Origin of the sequence: Streptomyces sp. NBC_01013 (assembly GCF_045162765.1) — a bacterium.
In the GTDB taxonomy this organism is placed as follows: Bacteria; Actinomycetota; Actinomycetes; order Streptomycetales; family Streptomycetaceae; genus Streptomyces.
In genome coordinates, this window is the sequence record NZ_CP108687.1 from 270,223 (window position 1) to 285,739 (window position 15,517).

Annotated in this window: 14 protein-coding genes; 7 read left to right on the forward strand and 7 right to left on the reverse strand. The window is 70.3% G+C overall.

Features of this window, described 5'->3' with window-relative positions; all coding sequences use genetic code 11:
• The first annotated feature begins 47 nt into the window (after positions 1 to 47).
• The gene (locus OG538_RS01175; RefSeq protein WP_406089209.1) at positions 48 to 1,040 is read left to right on the forward strand and encodes a GlxA family transcriptional regulator; all 993 of its coding nucleotides are present in this window, start codon (positions 48 to 50) and stop codon (positions 1,038 to 1,040) included.
• 22 nt (positions 1,041 to 1,062) lie between these two features.
• Here the strand turns inward: OG538_RS01175 and OG538_RS01180 are convergent, their stop codons facing one another.
• Entirely contained in the window at positions 1,063 to 2,136 is a 1,074-nt protein-coding gene (locus OG538_RS01180) for an enoyl-CoA hydratase/isomerase family protein (RefSeq protein ID WP_406089211.1), read from the reverse strand.
• A gap of 224 nt (positions 2,137 to 2,360) precedes the next feature.
• Between OG538_RS01180 and OG538_RS01185 the strand changes: the two genes are divergently transcribed.
• Positions 2,361 to 4,514, forward strand: a complete 2,154-nt coding sequence (locus tag OG538_RS01185) for a SpoIIE family protein phosphatase (RefSeq protein ID WP_406089213.1) — start codon at positions 2,361 to 2,363, stop codon at positions 4,512 to 4,514.
• Between the two features lie 224 nt (positions 4,515 to 4,738).
• Here OG538_RS01185 and OG538_RS01190 read toward each other — a convergent pair whose 3' ends face one another.
• The 5 genes from OG538_RS01190 to OG538_RS01210 form a co-directional block, all read right to left on the reverse strand.
• Complete coding sequence (locus OG538_RS01190; protein WP_406089215.1) at positions 4,739 to 5,383, reverse strand: LAETG motif-containing sortase-dependent surface protein; 645 nt, start codon at positions 5,381 to 5,383, stop codon at positions 4,739 to 4,741.
• Between the two features lie 376 nt (positions 5,384 to 5,759).
• Entirely contained in the window at positions 5,760 to 6,248 is a 489-nt protein-coding gene (locus OG538_RS01195) for a GNAT family N-acetyltransferase (RefSeq protein ID WP_406089217.1), read from the reverse strand.
• Entirely contained in the window at positions 6,223 to 7,371 is a 1,149-nt protein-coding gene (locus OG538_RS01200) for a DUF6397 family protein (protein WP_406089219.1), read from the reverse strand. Before OG538_RS01200 ends, OG538_RS01195 begins: the two co-directional genes overlap by 26 nt.
• Positions 7,372 to 7,492: 121 nt before the next feature.
• A complete protein-coding gene (locus OG538_RS01205) occupies positions 7,493 to 7,906 on the reverse strand; it encodes a roadblock/LC7 domain-containing protein (RefSeq protein ID WP_406089221.1) in 414 nt (137 codons plus the stop codon).
• 118 nt (positions 7,907 to 8,024) lie between these two features.
• Positions 8,025 to 8,648 carry a GTP-binding protein gene (locus tag OG538_RS01210; RefSeq protein ID WP_406089223.1) on the reverse strand — a complete coding sequence of 208 codons (624 nt, stop codon included), beginning with the start codon at positions 8,646 to 8,648 and terminating at the stop codon, positions 8,025 to 8,027.
• A 612-nt stretch (positions 8,649 to 9,260) separates the two neighbouring features.
• Between OG538_RS01210 and OG538_RS01215 the strand changes: the two genes are divergently transcribed.
• From OG538_RS01215 to OG538_RS01225, 3 genes are read left to right on the forward strand one after another with little or no spacing between them, the layout of a single operon-like run.
• On the forward strand, positions 9,261 to 9,626 hold the full coding sequence (locus OG538_RS01215) for an ArsR/SmtB family transcription factor (RefSeq protein ID WP_406089225.1): 366 nt from the start codon (positions 9,261 to 9,263) through the stop codon (positions 9,624 to 9,626).
• On the forward strand, positions 9,619 to 12,324 hold the full coding sequence (gene mgtA, locus OG538_RS01220) for a magnesium-translocating P-type ATPase (RefSeq protein ID WP_406089227.1): 2,706 nt from the start codon (positions 9,619 to 9,621) through the stop codon (positions 12,322 to 12,324). The genes OG538_RS01215 and mgtA overlap by 8 nt, the downstream gene beginning before the upstream one ends.
• Entirely contained in the window at positions 12,321 to 12,866 is a 546-nt protein-coding gene (locus OG538_RS01225; protein ID WP_406089229.1) for a GNAT family N-acetyltransferase, read from the forward strand. Before mgtA ends, OG538_RS01225 begins: the two co-directional genes overlap by 4 nt.
• Positions 12,867 to 12,882: 16 nt before the next feature.
• On the opposite strand, the gene OG538_RS01230 is transcribed toward OG538_RS01225, so the two are convergent.
• Positions 12,883 to 14,385, reverse strand: coding sequence for an LCP family protein (locus tag OG538_RS01230; RefSeq protein WP_406089231.1), 1,503 nt, complete (start codon positions 14,383 to 14,385; stop codon positions 12,883 to 12,885).
• A 194-nt stretch (positions 14,386 to 14,579) separates the two neighbouring features.
• Here OG538_RS01230 and tatA point away from each other — a divergent pair, with 194 nt between their 5' ends.
• The gene (gene tatA, locus OG538_RS01235; RefSeq protein ID WP_406099935.1) at positions 14,580 to 14,783 is read left to right on the forward strand and encodes a Sec-independent protein translocase subunit TatA; all 204 of its coding nucleotides are present in this window, start codon (positions 14,580 to 14,582) and stop codon (positions 14,781 to 14,783) included.
• A gap of 92 nt (positions 14,784 to 14,875) precedes the next feature.
• Positions 14,876 to 15,451, forward strand: a complete 576-nt coding sequence (locus OG538_RS01240) for a TerD family protein (RefSeq protein ID WP_136325850.1) — start codon at positions 14,876 to 14,878, stop codon at positions 15,449 to 15,451.
• Positions 15,452 to 15,517: the final 66 nt, after the last annotated feature.

A 15,517-nucleotide genomic window follows, 5' to 3' on the forward strand; every position in this document is an offset into this window, starting at 1 on the left:
CATCCTGAGCTGCCTTGCGAGCGCGACGTGAGTGCTAGGAATTGCACATGCCGAAAGAATCCTCGCATGCGCCGCGTTCTCCGGGCCTGCACCGGGTCGTCGTGATCGTCGACGCGAACTCGAACCCGTTCGAGCTCGGCTGCGCGACCGAGATCTTCGGTCTCCGCAGACCGGAGATCGGCCGTGCCCTCTACGATTTCCGACTCTGCTCCCCCGAACCCCGCACTCTGATGCGGGACGGGTTCTTCACGCTCACGGGCATCGCCGGCCTGGAAGCGGCAGACGCTGCGGACACGGTGATCGTCCCCAATCGTCCCGATGTGGATGTGCCCCGCCGCCCCGCCGTCCTCGAAGCCGTCCGACGGGCGCACGCGCGCGGTGCGCGCCTGATGGGCTTCTGCAGCGGTGCCTTCACCCTGGCCGAGGCCGGGGTGCTCGACGGCCGACGGGCCACCGCCCACTGGCAGTGGGCGGAATCCTTCCGGGCCCGCTTCCCCACGGTCCACCTCGCGTCGGACGTGCTGTTCGTGGACGACGGCGACATCCTCACCGCCGCGGGGAGCGCGGCCGCACTGGATCTCGGGCTGCATGTGGTCCGCCGCGACCACGGGGCCGAAATCGCCAACTCCGTGAGCCGGCGTCTGGTCTTCTCGGCGCACCGGGACGGCGGTCAGCGGCAGTTCGTGGAACGCCCCATGCCCGACCTGCCCGACGAGTCCCTGGCGCCCGTCCTGGCCTGGGCCCAGGGGCGGTTGGACACGCCGCTCAGCGTGTCCGCCCTTGCGGCGCACGCGGCGGTCAGCCCGGCGACGCTGCATCGCCGCTTCCGGGCACAGCTGGGAACGACACCGTTGGCGTGGCTCACGGGGGAGCGGCTTGCCATGGCGTGCCGGTTGATCGAACGAGGGGAGTCCCGGTTCGAGATCGTCGCGCGGCGCAGCGGGCTCGGCACCGCCGCCAACCTGCGCACCCTGATGCGTCGCGAGACCGGCATCACTCCGTCGGTGTACAGGGGCCGGTTCGGGCCGGAGGTGAGCTGACAGCCCCGGGGCCCTGTCCGGCTCAGCCGCCTGCCCCTGCTGCGGGGCCGAGGCCGAGTTCGCCGTCGCCCAAGGGTGCGAAGTGGCGGGCGACGTCCTCGTCCGTGACGTCGGCCAGCGCTGCCGGGCTCCACCGGGGGTTCCGGTCCTTCTCGACGATCTGGGCGCGCACCCCCTCCACCAGATCGGGCCCGACGAAGGCGGTGGAAGAGACCCTGTACTCCTGGTCGAGGACCGCCTCCAGGCTTTCCAGGCGACGAGCGCGCCGGATGGCAGTGAGTGTCACTTTGAGTGCCGTGGGCGACTTGGCCAGGATCGTCGCCGCGGCCTGCTTCGCGGCCGGCACCCCGCAGCCATCCAGGCGCTCGACGATCTCCTCGACCGTGTCCGCCGCGTAGCAGGTGTCGATCCAGTCGCGGTGCCCGGCCAGCTCACCGGCGGGGGCCGGGCCGGCGTGGTGCGCCACCGTCGCGACGACGGCCTCGGGTGTGGGGCATGTGTCGAGCGCGGTGACCAGGGCGGGAAGGTCCCCCGACGGCACGAAGCGGTCGGCGAGACCGCACAGGAGCGCGTCGGCCGCGCCGATCGCGTCGCCGGTGAGCGCCAGGTGCGTGCCGAGCTCGCCGGGGGCCGCGCCGAGCAGATACGTACCACCGACGTCGGGTACGAACCCGATGCCGGTCTCGGGCATGGCGATCCGGGAGCGCTCGGTCACGATGCGAAGGGATCCGTGGGCCGACACGCCGACCCCGCCGCCCATCACGATGCCGTCCATGAGGGCGACGTAGGGCTTGGGGAAGCGGGCGATCCGGGCGTTCAGCCGGTACTCGTCACGCCAGAAGTCCAGTGAGGCCCTGCCGCCGGCGAGGGCGTCATCCCGGATGGAGCGGATATCCCCGCCCGCGCAGAGCCCCCGCCCCCCTGCACCGGTGAGGAGCACCGCGACGACCGCGCCGTCCTGTTCCGCCGCGTCGAGCGCCTCCGCCATGTGCAGCACCATCGCGTGGTTCAGCGCATTCAGGGCGCGCGGCCGGTTCAGCGTGATGTGACGGATGCGTCCCTGGGTGTGCAGCAGGACGGAATCCTCGTGCTTCATGCGTGCGCTCCGGTCAGCCACGGTGCCGTGCCGTCCGCCGGTCACGGACGATCTTCCCCTGCCATTGTGCGCGGCGGTCCGGCGGGCACGGCACGAGGGGTGGCTGCGCGGGGCCCGGGCGGGAGCCCCGTGCAGGGAGGTTCCCGCTGTGGCAGGCGTACCGGACCCGCCAGACAATTGAGTCACGCCGTACGGCAGCCCGCCGGACGATTTTCGGAGCAGGAATGACCGATCACGACCGGCCACCTTTCATCCCCGTCCCACCCCGACTGCTGGTCGAGAAGACGCACACCAGCGAGATGGCGACGGCGGAGCGGCTTGCCCTGAACCGCACCGGCAGTTTCGAGTGGGACCTCGACAGCCGGACACTGGACGTCGACGAGGCAGGACTGCTGGTCTTCGGCCTGGATCCGGCCGTTTTCGACTCACGGCCGGAGTCCCTGATGGAGCTGCTCGACCCGGCGGAGCGAGTCCGTCTCGATGTGGCGATCGACGAGGCCATCAAGGGCGGGAGCAACTCGTACAGCGTCCACTTCAGGGTTCCGCTCGACGACGGCGGCGATCAGTGGACCCATGTCCAGGCGCGCATCCTGCGCAGCGCCGACGGGCGGGCGCACCGGGTGATCGGTCTGGTGCGGGACGCAACGGCGGAAGTCACCCATTCGGCCTTCGTCCTGGAACTGGAAAAGCGCCGACAACGGCAGACCGACATAGTTGAGCGGACAACCAGCGCCTTGTCGCGCGCGGTGACCGTGGACGATGTGACGGCTGCGCTCACCGGACCGGGCGGGCTGGCACGGCTGGGTGCCGACGGACTCGCGCTGGGGCTCCTCGACAACACCACACTCAATGTCATCGCCCTGAGCGGGGAGTCGCTCGAGGTCGTCGACGCTCTGGGATCGGGACGGCTCGACCCCAAGTACCCACTGGCCGACACCGTCCTCAGCGGCCGGCCACGGTTCGTGAGCTCACTCAGCGCGCTCACACGGCGCTATCCGGTGCTGGAGCCGTTCGTGGGACAGCTCAAGTTCCAGGCAGCGGCCTATCTGCCCCTTGTCGCCCAGGCCAGGACTCTCGGCGGGCTGGCCCTCTTCTACCGCGAACGCGTGACCTTCACCGCCGACGAACGCAACCTGTGCCTGGGACTCGCCGCGATCGTCGCCCAGTCCCTCCAGCGGGCCACCCTCTTCGACGAGGAACGCGAATTCGCCACGGGCCTCCAGTCCGCGATGCTGCCCCGCCGGATCCAGGAGATCGAGGGCGGCGAGATCGCCGTCCGCTACCACGCCGCATGGAGCGGACGTCAGGTCGGCGGTGACTGGTACGACGTGATCGCGCTCCCCAACAACCGCTTCGGCATCGTGGTCGGTGACGTGCAGGGCCACGACACGCACGCGGCGGCGATCATGGGGCAGCTGCGCATCGCGCTTCGCGCGTACGCCGCCGAGGGGCATCCGCCCTCCACGGTGTTGGCCCGGGCCTCGCGGTTTCTCGCCGAGCTGGACACGGACCGGTTCGCCACCTGCACATACGCCCAGGTCGATCTGGGGACAGGCACCGTGAGGGTGGTGCGGGCCGGCCACTTCGGCCCGCTGATCCGGCACGTGGACGGCCGCGTCGGTACCCCGCAGGTGCGCGGCGGCATCCCGCTGGGCATCGCCACCGACTTCGGCGACGAGGAGTTCCCGGAGACCCGGCTGGACCTGGTCCCGGGCGAAACGCTTGTCCTGTACACCGACGGGCTGGTGGAGGAACCCGGCGCGGACGTCGACGCGGGTGTGCGCACGCTCATCACCGAGGTCAGCGCCGGACCGGCGGGCGCCGAGGCACTGGCCGACCATCTGTCGGACCGGCTGTGGGAGCGCTGGGGTTCGGGTGACGACGTCGCACTGCTGGTGCTGCGGCGGAGCCCGGACCCCGGGTCGCCCCGAGCGCCACGGCTCCACCAGTACATCCATCAGGCCGATCCGGAAGGCCTTTCCGACGCTCGGACGATCGTGCGCCAGGCCCTGACCGACTGGAACATGGCCGAACTCGCCGACGACGCCGAGCTGGTGACCGGAGAACTCCTGGTGAACGTGCTCCTGCACACCGAGGGCGGTGCCGTACTCACCCTGGAGGTGCTTCCTGAACCGGTGCGGCGGGTACGGCTGTCGGTCCAGGACCGCTCGAGCGCGTGGCCCCGGCGTCGTACACCCGGCGAGACGGCGACCTCGGGCCGGGGCCTGCTGCTCCTGGATGCCGTCGCCACCCGCTGGGGCATCGAGCCGCGCGGCGAGGGCAAGGCCGTCTGGTGCGAGATCGGTCCGGCGACACCCCCCACGTCCGCCCCGGTCCACGAGGACGCCACGGAACCTACGAACCCCGGCGGCGCCTGACAGGCCTTCACCGCGCCCTCCCCGGGCGCTGACCGTTAGGACCGCCCCGGCTCACCGTCGGACGGCATCGGGCGCGTGGCCCGGACCACCCGCGGATCAAGGGCATCGTGCGCACGGCGATGGGCGGACAGCGCTGAGGGGCGTGCCGTCTCGTCCCTCAGGACACGGCACGCCCCTCACCCGGTGCCCTGGCGCGCCCAGCGCGTCCGGGCCTACGGACTACGTCAGTGCTGCGCGGTACGGCGCTTGCGCACGGACCACATGATGCCGCCACCGGCCAGCAGGACGGCAACGGCCGCACCACCGATGATCGGTGTGGCGGACGACGAACCGGTCTCGGCCAGATCCGGCGAGCTGGGGCTCGGCGTGGCCGCGGCGGGCGCGGACGACGAGGCGGTCTCGCTCGGAGTAGCGGTCGGTGCAGGCGCCGACGTGCTGGGCTTCGCCGTGGTGGGCGTCTCGGACGGCTTCGTCTCGGTCGGCTTCGGGGGGGTGGGCTTCGGCGGCGTGTCCTGGCACACCGGTGCCTCCTTGGACTCGTCGCGCGAGAACTGCTCGCCGTCGCCGGCCTTGACGACCAGACGGACCGTCAGCGCCTTGTCGTGCTCGGGCAGGGCGATCGTCTTGTCGAAGCCCCTGCCGAAGGTCTCCGCCGGCAGGAGGTCCTTTCCGTCGACGGTGACGGTCACCTGGTTGGTGACGCGATCGTTGTACGCCGTCAGGTGCAGGCTCACTTCGTTACAGGTCACGGCCCAGGTGGGGGTGTGAGCTGCGGCCGGACCGGCGGTGAGAACCGTGCCGGTCAGGCCGACAACCGCGGCGGCAGCGAGGGTTCCCGCAGCGCGCCACGATCTCCTGGGTATGGTCATGGATTCTTCCTCCGCAAATGTTTCAACGCCCGAATGGCGGTGGGGCGCACAGTACTGCCCCCGTCACCCCTGTGTGCACCCACCCCACATACCTGTTGGTGTCACAACTAACCGCACATCGTCGCTGGTTGGGGCAACACGGACATCGGTGTCGATGTCCGGGGCGGCCGGGCCGTGGCGCGAAGTAAGCGTCCGGCGGCGGACCGTGGGCACGCGCGCGTCCACGTCCACGCCCACGCCCACGCCCACGCCCACGCCCACGCCCACGCCCACGCCCACGCCCAATGATCGGCCCGCAGCCACGACGACCACCGAGGGCGGGGCAGTGCCTTGGGCCCCGTCAGGTCCGTCAGGTCCGTCAGGTCCGTCAGGTCCGTCAGAGCGGCCGATGCATGATGTGCAGACCCACAAACCCCCTCTTCGGGTGGTTGAAGCCCTCCGGCAGGGTCCCCAGAACCTCGAAGCCGAGGGAGCGGTACAGGCCGACTGCAGCGGTGTTGCCCTCAACGACTGCGTTGAACTGCATGGCTCGGAAGCCCGCCGCACGAGCCCAGTCGATCGTGTACTCGCACAGAGCCCGTCCCACACCCCTTCCGGAGTGCCGGGGGTCGACCATGTAGCTGGCACTGGCAATGTGCGCGCCGTTGCCCATCTGGTTGTTGTTCATCTTTGCCGTGCCGAGGACGGTGCCGTCCGCGTCGACCGCGACGACCGTGCGATTCGGGGGCTTCAGGATCCACCAGTCGAGAGCGTCGCTCTCTCCGAGATCGAGAGGATAGGTGAACGTCTCACCCGCGGCGACGATTTCATGGAAGAAGGGCCAGATGGCGGGCCAGTCCTCAGCGGTTGCTTCCCTGATCAGCATGGCGCAAAGAATGCCTGGTCCGAGCATCAGTGGCGAGCGGTTTCCCTCCACCGGCGGCCTGTCGGGGACGTCGGCTCCCCCGCCGCCCGCGAAGGCGCAGCCGGGCCAGCAGACCCGGGGCCCCGCCACCGGCGCCCTGTCCGCCATCATCCCGCCCGCCACCGGCGCCCTGCCCGCTGCCTTCTCGCATGACGGGCTCCGCCCCTCCCGTCGACGCGACCACCGCAGACCCCGACGGCGCCGTCGGTGGGGGATGCCGCACCAGCACTGCTCGTTCGGTCAAGCTCTCCGGCTCGTTCGCGGCCGCCGCCGACCCGTTCGCCGAATCGGGCCACCGCTCCCCTCCCGGCCGCGGAGCCGGGCGCAATTCCCGTGCACGGTCCAGCTCCATCCCGAGGGTGACCCGCCGCCAGAGGATCTCGTCCGGTTCATCGGCGAGCATCAGCTTCGCCATGACCTCGCGCCCGGCGGTGGACCCCCGTTGGGCGAAGACCGGTTCTGGCCGGATCCTGCCGAAATAAGCGCGCTCGTACGGATCATCGACCACCTCGGCCAGTTGGACCTGGTCCAGTGTTTCCGCGAGGACGGCCGCCCGGGCCCAGGGGTCTTCGGTGAGGGTCAGCAAACCCTCGACCCGGCGCGAGCGCCAGTTGCGCGCCCGGCAGTCCATGCCCGCGTCCAGTCGGCCGCGCACCCAGGGCGGGGTGGTGCCGACGAGGAGTTCGGGAGAGCGGGCGGCCAGTCCACCCAGCTCCTGAGCGAGATAGAGCCACACCACCGCTCGGTAGCGATTGAGAGAGAACGCGACCGGCGTGAGACAGCCCGCGCGCGCCGGCCGGGCGAAGCGGACCGGAGTGATCCCGAGCAGCCTGGCCCCTTCGGCGGTCCCCACCGTCCGTACCCGCTCCCGCAGTGTCTCCGGGAATCCGTCCTCCGACCTGAGCCGGTCGATCTCCTCCTGGCACACCCTGGCCCGCCCGGCTCCCTGCCCCACATCCACCCGGGCGATTCCCAGATGGGCAGCCAGAGCGAACTCGCCCCTCCCCAGCTCCAGTTCCGCGGCAGCCCTGCCTACGGTGACCACGCGGCCGCCGTCGTCGCGCACCGTTTCCGTCATCGGCATGACGATTCCCCCCGTGAGACTCGGATACTCTCCGTGACCACGGTAGTCCGGAAACCGCAACAGCCGCCCGACCTGTGGATAACTCCCCGGCCGGGCGGCAGCATCGCTCAGAGCTCAGAGCTCAGAGCCGATCGGCCCCCACGCCCCCGTCCTGCCGCGCAGCCACGCCGAGGTGCTCCCCCACCCTGTTGACCATCAGCGTCATCTCGTACGCCACCTGACCCACGTCGGCCTCCGCCTCGCTCAGCACACAGAGGCAGCTGCCGTCGCCGGCCGCCGTCACGAAGAGCAATGCCTCGTCGAACTCCACCATCGTCTGCCGGGCCTTTCCGGCACGGAAGTGGCGTCCCGATCCCCGGGCGAGGCTGTGCAGTCCCGACGAGACGGCGGCCAGGTGCTCCGCGTCCTCACGTGCCAGTCCCGTACTCGCCCCCGTCACCAGACCATCGTTCGACAGCACCAGCGCGTGCCGTATGTGCTCCACCCGGCTGGTGAGATCGTCAAGCAGCCAGTCGAGTCCCCTGTCCAAGGCCATTCTGTTCCTCCCCGCTCATACGTTCCCCGTGCCCCACTTGTGCACAAGACTTACGCACCGGTCACGTACGGGCAAGCGCCCCGCCGTGCAACAGCGGGGCGGGATCAGGCCATGCTGCTCAGCCCACCGAGTCGAGGAGCCGGGCGGTGTGCATCCGGCCCGCGTACTCGACCATCCGGATCAGGACCTCCTTGCCGGAATCCCGGTCCCTGGCGTCGCACAGGACCACGGGCGTTCCCGGGTCGAGGTCCAGGGCGCGCGACACGTCCTGTTCACCGTACGAACGTGCCCCCGCGAAGCAGTTGACTGCGACGACGAAGGGGATCCGGCGGTGCTCGAAGTAGTCGACCGCCGGGAAACAGTCCTCCAGCCGCCTGGTGTCCGCCAGCACCACCGCGCCCAACGCACCTTGGGAGAGCTCGTCCCAGAGGAACCAGAACCGGTCCTGGCCCGGAGTGCCGAACAGGTACAGGGAGAGTCCGGACCGGATGGTGATGCGTCCGAAGTCCATGGCGACCGTGGTGGTGGTCTTCTGTGCGACGCCGTCCGTGTCGTCGACCGTCTCTCCGGCCTCACTGAGAGGTTCTTCCGTGCGCAGTGGCCTGATCTCGCTCACGGCTCCGACGAGCGTCGTCTTGCCGACCCCGAACCCTCCCGCGACCAGGATCTTCAGGGCCAGCGTTTCGGTCGGGGCGGCCCCGGCGGTTTCGTCCCGGGTGCTGTCAGCATGCTCGGTCGGCATCGATCACTTCTCTCACCAGTGAGTCTCAAGACGCCAAATGCGCAGGTCAGAGGCATCTTAAGTGGTCTCGGATTCAGTGAATCATCGGCAGGCGTACGGCGACAGCATGGCAAACCAGCACCTGACCCGGGGAGTGCGATCACATTTTTGAGGATGTGACTGATTCGAGCCGCTCCACGCCCGAAACAGTACGAATTCTCGTGTGATTGTCAGCCGTTCGATTGTTCTTGGCTGATCGCCGTCCCCAGCCCCTTCACCGGCTCCGTATCCCTGTTCCTCGTCCCTCGTCCCTCGTCCCTGTTCCTCGTCCCTGCTCCTCGCGGCCGTTCCTCGCCTGCGAGGGATCGCTGCTCCCTCCACCGGCAGGTGTGCCCCGGGCCACCCTGCCCGCGACCGGGCCGGCAGCCCGCCCGTCCGGACCCCGGGGGCCGCCGGATCCGCCCCGTCCCAGCCGGACATCCGGTCCGTCCGGGCCCGCTGCCGGTGCGGCGCCGAGGCAGGACTGGGGCGCCTGCCGTGCGGCTGCGAGCGGGCCGGGGGAGGTCCGCGTCCGGCGCCTACACTGTTTCTCTCGGGTGCGAGGATTCGGCCCACGCGGACGGGAGTACAGCAGTGTCGACAGGTGCCGATGGCGGTTTCGAGGACCCGCCCGCGGACGTGCTGGCCCAGGCGGCTGCCGCCTTCGGTCTCCTGGCGACCCCTGCCCGGCTGCACATCGTCTGGGCGCTGGCCCAGGGCGAGAGCGACGTGACCGGTCTGGCGGAGCGGGTCGGCGGAACGCTCCCCTCTGTCAGCCAGCACCTGACGAAGTTGAAGCTCGCCGGGCTCGTCCGTTCCCGGCGTGAGGGCCGCCGACAGGTGTATCTGGTCGATGATCCCGGCGTCGTGACGGTGGTGCGGTTGATGGTCGGCCAGCTGGCCGAGCGGGCCGGATACCAGGAGGCACAGCCCGTGCGTCTCCGTGAACTCGGTGCCTGAGAACGCTGCCGCTGCGGGGTCGGGACAGACCGGCGAGCAGTCGGCCACGGTCCTGCCGATGCCCGGCGCAGCGTCCGCCGGCGGCGGCGTACGGCCGTCCCTCCCGCCGACGTCGCTCCAGGTGCTCCGCTCGCTGGACAGCGGACCACGGGGACTGCTCGAAGCGGAGGCGCAGGAGCGGTTGACGCGGTTCGGCGAGAACACGCTGACCGCCCGGCGCCCGGTCCCCTGGCCGCGGCGTTTCCTGCGCGCGCTGCGGGACCCCTTCACTTCGGTGCTGCTCTGCCTGGGGCTGGTGTCCGCCCTGGTGGGTGCGTGGGGCACGGCTGCCGTGACCTCGGTGCTCGTGGTCGTCAGCTGCCTGTTGCGTTCCAGGGAGGAGCACCGGGCCGACCGGGCGACGGCCGCACTGCACGAGTTGGTGGCGACGACCGCGACGGTGGTGCGGCGCACTGGACACGACACGGCGGCGCGGGGCCGCGAACTGCCCGTCGGGGAACTCGTGCCGGGTGATGTGATCCGGCTGGCTCCGGGCGATCTCGTCCCCGCCGATGTGCATCTGCTGCGTGCGAGTGGCCTGACCGTGTACCAGTCGGCCCTGACCGGGGAGTCCGTGCCGGTCGCGAAGCACCCCCTCGAAGAACAGGCGGTGCGCGCGGCCGTGCCGCACGGCCTGCCCGATGCCGGGGACGGGGTGTTCGCGCAGCGTCAGTCGTGCTTCCAGGGCAGCAGTGTGGCGTCGGGCAGCGGTACGGCGGTGGTGGTGGCGACCGGAGGCGACACCCGGTTCGCCGCGGCGTACGAACGGTCGGCGCGCCGCCGCGGCACGAGCGCGTTCGACCGCTCGGTGCGGGGGATCTCCTGGACACTGGTCCGGTTCATGCTCCTCACTCCGCCGCTGGTCCTGATGGCCAATGCCGCGCTGCGCGGACGAGGTCTGGAGACCCTGCCGTTCGCGGTCGCGGTCGCGGTGGGGCTGACGCCGGAGATGCTGCCGGTCATCGTCACCGCGGCGCTGGCCAGGGGTGCCTCACTGCTCGCCCGCGAGCATGCGGTGATCGTGAAGCGTCTGCCCGCACTGCACGATCTGGGCGCGATCGATGTGCTCTGTCTGGACAAGACCGGCACACTCACTCAGGACCGTCCAGTGGTCGACCGCTCGCTCGGTCCTGCGGGAGCTCTCGATCCCCGGGTGCTGCACTGGGCGGCCGCGAACGCCCTGTGGACCCTGCAGCTCGCCGATCTGCCGACGCCGGACGCCCTTGACGAGGCCGTGCTGGACGCCTGGGACCGAGGGCCCGGGGAGGATGCGGCGCCGCTCCCGTCTGTCGAGGAGTACGACGCGGTGGCCGCGCTGCCGTTCGATCCGGTGCGTCGCCTCTCCACGGCGGTCGTCCGTGCACCCGGTCGGTTCGCCACCCATGTCCTGGTGACGAAGGGGGCGGTGGAGGCGGTCCTGGAGCGATGCGATCTGGAACCGGCGGAGCGGGACCGGCTCGGTGCGCTCGCGGCCCGCGAGGCCGCCGCGGGTCTGCGACTGCTCGCCGTGGCCCGCACCGAGCGGCCTGCCCGGCTCGGCGCGTACACACCGGCCGACGAGCGTGAGCTGGCGTTTCTCGGGTTCGTGACGCTGCGCGACGCGCTCACTCCGAGCGCCTCCGACGCCCTCGGCGTACTGATGCGGCGGGGTATCGCGGTAAAGGTCCTGACCGGCGACCACCCGGGCACCGCGGCCCGAGCCTGCCGGGATCTCGGCATGGACCCGGGGCAGGTCCTCTCCGCCGGGGAGATCGACGACCTGTCAGCCGAACGGCTCGCCGGCATCGCCGGACGGACCACGGTCTTCGCGCGCTGTACTCCTGCGCACAAGGCAAGGATCGTCGACGCGCTGCGTGCCTCCGGGCACACCACCGGATTTCTCGGCGACGGTGTCAACGACGTGCCGGCCCTCCACGCGGCCGATGTCGGTATCTGTCCGCGCAACGCGGTCGATGTCGCGCGGGAGGCAGCCGACGTCGTTCTCGCCGAGAAGGATCTCGGTGCCATCGATCACGCGATCACTGCGGGCCGCCGCAGCAGCGGCACCATCGCCACGTACCTGCGCATCACGCTCTCGTCGAACCTCGGCAACGTCATCGCCATGCTCGCCGCCGGTCTGCTCCTGCCCTTTCTGCCCATGCTGCCGGCACAGGTGCTGGTCCAGAACCTGTGCTTCGACGCGGCGCAGCTCGCGTTCGCCTTCGACCGGCCGGGGTCCTCGGCCGTGGGGCGTCCGGCGGTGCTGCGCCCCCGGGACTTCCTCCGGTTCATCACGGGCTTCGGCCTGCTGAACGCCGCCGCCGACCTGGCCACCTTCGGCGTCCTCGCCCTGGCCCTGCACGATTCACCGGCGAACGGCCAGGCCGCCTTCCACTCCGGCTGGTTCACCGAGAACCTCCTCACCCAGGCTCTCGTGATGCTGCTCCTGCGCACCGGCCGGACAACCGCTCAGGGGCGCGGCAGCGGGCCGCTGCGGGTGGCAACGGCCGCGCTGGCGGTCGTCGGTGTGTTCCTTCCGCTCACCGCGCTCGGACCCATGCTGGGGATGGGCGCCCTGCCGCCGCTCTATTACCTGTTGCTCGCCGCAGTCCTCACGCTGTACGCATGCGGTCTCGGACGGGCGCGCACGCGCTACGAACGGAACCGGAGGTTCGCATGATGCTGCATGCCGACAGCACCGCGGCCGGATCAGCGGCCGACGGGCCGGTGCGGGAGCGGGAGCGGGTGCGCCGGGCCACTCTCGCCGATGTCGGAGCGCTGGTGCGCCTGCGGGCCCTGATGCTCGCCGACATGGGGATGGACGTCGGGGACGACCGCGCTCCCTGGCGGGCCGACGCGGCACGATGGTTCACCGACCGGATGCCCCGGACGGACGAGTTCGCCGCGTTTCTCGTCGACGATGCGGAACTCGGCGTGGTGGCGTGTGCGGTGGGGGCGTGCGACGCCCATGCGCCGAGTCCGGCCAATCCGAGCGGGCTGCACGGGCACGTGTCCAACGTGAGCACCGATCCCCGGCGGCGCAGGCTGGGACACGCCCGCGCCTGTGTGGACGCACTGCTGACCTGGTTCCGTCAGGAGACGTGTGTCACGGTGGTCAATCTGAACGCCACGGGGGACGGAGCCGGGCTGTACGCGTCGATGGGGTTCGCACCGCCTCGGCATCCGTCGCTGCAGCTGCGGACAGCCCGGCCGCAGGCCTGAGCCGTCCGCGGCGGACTCAGCCGTAGGAGAGGTCGCTGCACGGGTCGTCGTCCGCGGAGCGGGCCTCGTCGGCGACGCTGGACGGTACGGCGTCGGGGATCGACGACGCGGGAGCGGGCGAGGGGTTGTCGGCGAAGTCACTGCCCACGATCACCTGGATTCCGGGCTCGCCGGACTCCGTGGTTCGCGCACCCCCGAAGAGCCGGGCCGTGGTCGCGGCCGCGCCTTGCAGTCCGGGACCGTAGGTGACGACGGTGCGGGCCTGGTCCTGGGAGTTCGCGGTGGCCGTGCCGGTGACGGTGAACCCGTGGGTGCGCAGGAGCTCGGCGGCCCGGGCCGCGAGCCCGGTCACCGTAGTGCCGTTGTAGACAGCCACGTCGATGCCCTCCCCCGAGACTGGGCCGGTGGGAGCGGATGCCGCGCCGGATGCGGTCGTGCCCGGTCCCGGCGTGGAGTTCTTGGCCCCCGACGTGCCCGCGGCGTCCTGGCCGTCGAGTGTGCGGTCGGCCTTCAGTGCCGCCCACAGCGCGTCGGCCTCCGGTTCCACGATGGCGACGCGATCTCCCTCGTAACGCCAGGGTACGGTCACGAACTTGGTGTTGTGCAGATCGATGTTCTTCATCGACATGGCGAACGACAGGAGTTTGTCGGCCGAGCCGAGCCCCGGGTCGACGGTCATCGCATCGGTAGCCGCGTTGGCCAGCGGCAGCAGGGTGGTGGGGTTCAGGCCACGGGACTTGACCTTCTTGACGAGGGAGCCGACGAATGCCTGTTGCCTTTTGATGCGGCCTATGTCGGAGCCGTCTCCGATGCCGTGCCGCAGCCGTACGTAGTCGAGGGCGCGCTGTCCCGACACCGTCTGCGGCCCCTTGGCGAAGACCTGCTCACCGCGGGTGGGGCGCTTGGGGTTCAGGTCCCGCTGGTAGATCTCCTGCGGCAGGCACACGGACACTCCGCCGACGGCCGAGGTCAGTGCGGAGAAGCCGGCAAAGTCGACCACGACGGTGTGGTCGACGCGCAGGCCGCTCAGGTGCTCGACGGTGTTCTGGGTGCAGGCCGGGTTCCCCTCGGCGGTCTCCCCCACGGAGAAAGCCCCGTTGAACATGACGTGCTGCTGAGGGGTCGTCCAGTCGCCGCCGGGTTTCTTGCAGGCCGGGATGTCGACCAAGGAGTCACGGGGGATGGAGACGGCCACTGCGTGCTTGTGGTCGGCGTAGACGTGCAGCAGGAACGCCGTGTCGGAGCGGCCGACCTCGCCCGTGCCGCCGCCGAGTCCGCTGTTGTCGCCCGATCGGGTGTCCGACCCGATGACGAGAACGTTCTGCCCCGCGGATGTGTCGGGCGGCCGGTCACCGGAGATCCCGTCGGCACTGAACGTATCGATGCTGCCCGTGAGTTTGAGATATCCCCAGCCGACTCCGGCGACCAGCAGGACGAGGAAGGACAGCCCGGCCAGAGCGGTTCGCCGCAGGCGCCCTCCCCTTTTGCCGCCATTTGCCCCCTTGTGACTACCAGTCATCGCCCACCCCGTTCGCCCGGCTGCCATGAAGGAGGACTGACGTTCGATCCCACATGGTTGTACAGTTGCGCAATGTAGCAAGTGTTGGTGTCCGCGTGGATCACGGCCTCGTCCATGGTCGGTCCGATCCCCTGTCCACAAACGCCTGCCGAAAACATTGACCGGAAGACACCTCAAGAAAGGGCGTGACCCACATGCTGCGCAACGGCCTCGAACCCTGGCACCTGTTGATCGTGGCGATCGTCGTGCTGGCCCTGTTCGGCTCGAAGAAGCTGCCGGACACCGCCCGCGCCCTGGGCAAATCCATGCGGATCCTGAAGAGTGAGACCAAGGCCATGAGGGAGGACGCGCCCGCGCAAACCGCCGACGACTCCCCCGGCCACGCCACCACTTCGTGACCTGCACAGCAAGGGAACCACAGAGGAAGGGCCGCCGTCCTCATCGGTGGCGGCCGAAGGAACGCTGATCAACGGATCATTGGAGGAAGTTCATGGGTGTGACCCTGGCCAAGGGCGGCAACGTCTCCTTGTCGAAGGAGGCACCCGGCCTGACCGCGGTGACGGTGGGCCTGGGCTGGGACGTACGGACGACGACGGGCGCCGATCACGACCTCGACGCCAGCGCGCTGCTGTGCTCGGACGCCGGAAAGGTCCTCTCGGACCAGCACTTCGTCTTCTACAACAACCTCAACAGCCCGGACGGTTCCGTCCAGCACACCGGTGACAACCTGACCGGCGAGGGCGAGGGCGACGACGAGTCCATCAATGTGGACCTGGCAGGAGTCCCCGCGAATGTGGCGAAGATCGTCTTCCCGGTCTCCATCCATGACGCACAGAGTCGGGGGCAGAGTTTCGGCCAGGTGCGCAACGCGTTCATCCGCGTGGTGAACCGGGCCAACGGGGTGGAGCTCGCCCGCTACGACCTGAGCGAGGACGCCTCCACGGAGACCGCGATGGTGTTCGGCGAGCTGTACCGGCACGGTGCGGAGTGGAAGTTCCGGGCGGTGGGCCAGGGTTACGCCTCCGGGCTGGCCGGAATCGCTTCGGACTACGGCGTCAATGTCTGACCCGTCGGACACGACGTCCCGCAGCGCCCCGGGCCCCGGCCCCGCCGCCGACATCCGGCGGCGGGG